This is a genomic window from Enterobacter sp. Li2LvB3, from assembly GCF_056156645.1.
The window spans coordinates 1-1,285 of record NZ_JBSICG010000061.1; the positions used below are offsets into that span (position 1 = coordinate 1).

Here is a 1,285-nt window from a genome sequence, read left to right on the forward strand (position 1 = left end):
TGTACGTTCCGGGGACATGGTAGACAGGTGTTCGGGGACATGGTGAACACTTTTTAACATCCTTTACCCATGGTGATCGACTTTTTCTTCAGGTCGATCACCCCCACTTTCGTGCTGTACCACCACACCTCGTAGCTGCCGTCTTCCTGCATCTCCTTCAGCCCGACCCGTTCTCCCCTGAACGCCTTGCCTGCGCTCAGACTTACCCCTTTCACGCTCAGCTTTCCGCTGATATCCACTTTCCTGACCATCACGCCCTCGTCGTATTCCGGGGGCGTGGTGTTGCCGCTGTACTGCCGCTCTGACGGCTTATACCGCGACCCCGGTACCGCCATATCCAGCGCCTCATGCGGGCGTTCAAGGTTATAGACTGTCCGCCAGTGGTCGAAGGCGCGCTGCAGTTCGCCCCCGCTCGCGAACCACTTCCCCTGCAGCACTTCTGCCTTCAGGCTCCGGTGAAAACGCTCCAGCTTACCCTGCGTCTGCGGATGATACGGCCGGGAGTGCCCCACCCGGATACCCAGACGCATCAGCCACAGCTCCAGCGCCGTCCAGGTGCCGGTGGTGTCTCCCCACGGAGAACCGTTGTCCATCGTCATCCGGTCCGGCAGGCCGTAGCGCTCAAACACGCTGACCAGCTGCTGCTGCACGGTCTCGCGCCGTTCATCGGTACAGTGCGCCAGGCACAGGGAAAATCGGGAGTGGTCGTCCAGCAGGGTGAGCGGATGGCAGCGGCCGCCTCCAAAGGGAAAGTGGCCCTTAAAATCCATCTGCCAGAGGCGGTTCGGCGCGTCATGTTCGAACCGTCCCGTGGCGGGAATGCCCGGTGAAGTGCCCGGCAGCAGACCGTGACGGGCCATGAGGTTATGGACGGTGCTGAAGGCGGGCATGGTGTGCCCCTGGTCTTCCAGCCAGCGCTTTATCTTGCGTGCGCCCCAGCGTTCATGGCGGTCATGCGCCATACGCAGCAGGGCAGTGATGTCGTCAGATGAGCGGTTCGGGGAATGGTGCGGTATGCGCGGGCGGTCCTGAAGGCCGGAGGCCCCTTCCTCCGCCCAGCGGCGAAGCCACTTATAGCCGGTGGCAGGTGAAATGCCGAAGCGACGGCAGAGGGAACGGATGTTCGCCCCGTCCTGCGAGGCGAACAAAACAAACTCGGTACGTAATGACATGGTATCTCTCGCATCCCAGGACATAAGCGACTCCATAAACGGGTTCTTATGCCTTAGTTGTAAGTGTCTACCATGTCCCCGAACAAGTGTTCACTATGTCCCCGGACCGTACA

At 60.9% G+C, this 1,285-nt stretch carries 1 protein-coding gene; it reads right to left on the reverse strand.

The window, feature by feature from the left end; genetic code table 11:
- Positions 1–53 precede the first annotated feature (53 nt).
- Positions 54–1,196, reverse strand: a complete 1,143-nt coding sequence (locus ACS603_RS23405) for an IS481 family transposase (RefSeq protein ID WP_474945016.1) — start codon at positions 1,194–1,196, stop codon at positions 54–56.
- Between the last annotated feature and the right edge of the window lie 89 nt (positions 1,197–1,285).

Excerpts from the sequence above, each read along its gene's own strand:
- ACS603_RS23405 (WP_474945016.1), bottom strand. The coding sequence starts at position 1,196 with ATGTCCTGGGATGCGAGAGATACCATGTCATTACGTACCGAGTTTGTT.